Source organism: Peribacillus sp. P4_C12 (genome assembly GCF_056402095.1).
In genome coordinates, this window is the sequence record NZ_JBFUIB010000412.1 from 1 (window position 1) to 3,361 (window position 3,361).

Consider the following 3,361-nt stretch of genomic DNA (forward strand, 5'->3'; position numbering starts at 1 on the left):
CAACATCATAGCCTAAATCAGCAAAACCTGTTCCGACTACTTTCGCTCCACGGTCATGTCCGTCCTGACCCATTTTAGCCATCAGCAAACGTGGTCTTCTTCCTTCATTTTCAAGGAATTCTTCTGTCATTTGGACGACTTCCTCAATCTCTGTTTCTTTTGAATAAGCAGAGCTATATACGCCACTGATAGAACGGATTGTTGCTTTGTGACGTCCAGCCACGTCTTCGATAGCATCAGAAATTTCACCAAGTGAAGCCCGGACGCGGGTAGCCTGCACAGCTAATTCAAGCATGTTGCCTTCACCTGTTCTAGCAGCCAGAGTTAGCGCTTGAAGAGCTTCATCGACCATAGCCTGATCACGGTTCGCTTTTAATTCGCTCAAACGCTTTAGCTGACTTTCGCGAACTGCCGTATTATCAATTTCCAGTATTTCAATCGGATCTTCTTTTTTCAGACGATATTTATTGACGCCAACGATTGTTTCATCTTGAGAGTCAATTTTAGCCTGACGTTTCGCTGCCGCTTCTTCGATTCTCATTTTTGGAAGACCAGTTTCAATTGCCTTAGCCATCCCGCCAAGTCCTTCGATTTCTTCAATGTGAGCCCAAGCCCGTTCAATTAATTCATTAGTGAGCGACTCAACGTAATATGAACCCGCCCATGGATCGATAACCTTTGTAATTCCTGTTTCCTCCTGCAGGTAAAGCTGTGTATTACGAGCAATACGAGCCGAGAAATCAGTTGGCAATGCAATCGCCTCATCTAATGCGTTCGTATGCAGGGATTGTGTATGACCAAGTGCAGCTGCATGTGCTTCAATCAAAGTCCGTGCGACATTGTTAAACGGATCCTGCTCAGAAAGGCTCCATCCTGAGGTTTGAGAATGGGTTCTTAATGCCATTGCTTTTTTATTTTTCGGTTCAAATTGTTTCATTAGTTTTGACCAAATAAAACGACCCGCCCTCATTTTCGCTACTTCCATGAAGTAGTTCATTCCTACAGCCCAGAAGAACGAAAGACGTGGTGCAAATTTATCGATATCGATTCCGGCTTTCATTCCAGTACGTGCATACTCAAGTCCATCAGCCAACGTATAGGCGAGCTCGATGTCCGCCGGAGCACCTGCTTCTTGCAAATGATAACCGGATATAGAGATKGAATTAAATTTAGGCATATATTTGGATGTATACTCAAAAATATCAGCTATAATTTTCATCGACATCTCAGGTGGATAGATATACGTATTCCGAACCATATATTCCTTTAAAATGTCATTTTGAATCGTACCTGAAAGTTTATCCTGTGTAACCCCTTGCTCTTCAGCTGTCACAATATAAAAAGCCAGAATAGGTAATACCGCACCATTCATCGTCATCGATACTGACATTTGATCAAGCGGAATTCCGTCGAACAAGATTTTCATATCAAGAATGGAGTCAATTGCAACTCCCGCTTTTCCAACATCACCGACAACACGCGGATGGTCTGAGTCATAGCCACGGTGAGTAGCTAAATCGAAGGCTACTGAGAGACCCTTTTGCCCCATCGCTAGATTACGTCGGTAAAACGCATTGGATTCCTCAGCTGTCGAAAAGCCTGCATACTGCCGGACGGTCCAAGGGCGATTAACGTACATGGAAGGATATGGCCCTCTTGTAAACGGAGCAATACCTGGCACACTTTCCATATGCTCCAACTTGTGATTATCTTCTTTGACATAAAGCGGTTTAACCCTTATTTGTTCATTCGTTTCAAACAAAAGGTCGTCAATATTTTGTTCAACTGCTATCTCGGCTTCTTTTCTCCATGCTTCAACCGTTCCTTTTATCTCAGCCTTAGCAGGATTTATGGTAGAAAAATTCGGTTTTTTCATCTTAGTTCACCCCTAGCGCTTGCAGTAATTCTATCAAAATTGCTACAGCATTCGTTTTAACATGGATAAATTCTTTAACTCCGGCTTCACTTAGTGAGATTTCCAATTCTTCTGTCTGCTTACCGGCTATATAAAGATTAATTTCAGGGAACTGCTTTTTAATTTCTTTGATTGTCGTTTTTGCTAATTCCGAGYAGTCATTATCACTGCCACAAACACAATAGATGGGAAGTTTTGTTGATGCTACGTAATTGACAGCATCCTGGATTGATTGACAGCCTGCACTTTCTACTGTTTCAATGCCCCCTGMTGCAACTAGCCCCTTAACAAAATCAGCACGAGGTTTGTAGGATTTAAGTTCTTTTAAATTAATTAATCCGATTCTCGGGGCTTCTCCACTACTTTGTTTAAAAGTTTCACTCCGTAATCTTAACTGTTCGAATTGGACTGAAATGCGCTCCAACGTAATTGGTGTAATCTCCACTGCCTTCTCAACAACCATATATGACTCCTGTTTTTCTTGTGTTGGAGTTTTGATCTTATCTGCGGGATTCGGATATACATTCGTTCCGATAATACTTTCTTTTCTTAATGCAGCATTTTGAATTCTTCCTTGGTAAACTTCAACTAAATCCGCCTGTAAGGAGCCGTGCTTAATTGCTTCAAAAATTCCACCAGCTGTATCAATTTCAAGGAACTTCATCCACGCTTTTTCAGCCAGTTCATCTGTCAATTGCTCTACATACCAAGAACCGCCTGCAGGATCGACCACTGTCGTAATATTTGTTTCTTCTTTTAATATCAAGTGTGTATTTCGTGCGATTCTTTCTGAAAAATCATCAGATTCCCCGAATGCATGATTAAATGGATGAATTTGTAAATATTGAATTCCTCCAATCGCAGCAGCAAAAGCTTGATTGGTGGTACGAAGAATGTTGACGTGCTGATCATATAGGGTTTCTGTCAATTCGGACGTTACAGCATGTATTGCCATTTTAAAATGATGTGGAGCTGTATCAAAGGCTTCAGCAAGACCAGCCCAAAGTCGCCTAGCCGCTCTCAGCTTCGCAATTGACATAAAGTAATTGGAGTCAACTGCAAAAGAAAATACGATTTTTTCTGTAATCTCAGATATAGAAAGCCCTTGTTTTTGACCTTCCAATATATATTGGACAGCTACGGCCAATCCGTAAGCAATCTCTTGAACAGCATTGGCCCCGCCGTTATGGAATACAGCAGTATTAACCAGAACTGTCTTTAAATTTGGTCCAACTTTTTGATAATCTTGAACTGTTTTTATCCATTCAGCAAAATATTGGTCTGTATCTTCTGGGAGCTGACCACCAATAAGCCATTCTGCAATTGGATCCTCTGCCAGCACACCTTTCAACTGGGCTTTTTGCAGATCCGCAACAGCTTTGATTTGTGGGAAAAATTCTTTTTGTTTCCCCTTAAGATCAATGAACACTGGGAGTTCCTTTAAGG

The 3,361-nt window shown here is 41.5% G+C and carries 2 protein-coding genes; both read right to left on the minus strand.

Annotated features, from left to right (window positions below):
* On the minus strand, positions 1-1,876 hold a 1,876-nt coding region (scpA, locus tag AC1DUW_RS24005; RefSeq protein WP_477643642.1), incomplete at its 3' end, for a methylmalonyl-CoA mutase.
* 1 nt (position 1,877) lies between these two features.
* A partial coding sequence (locus AC1DUW_RS24010; RefSeq protein WP_477643643.1) for a methylmalonyl-CoA mutase family protein occupies positions 1,878-3,361 on the minus strand: 1,484 nt, incomplete at its 5' end.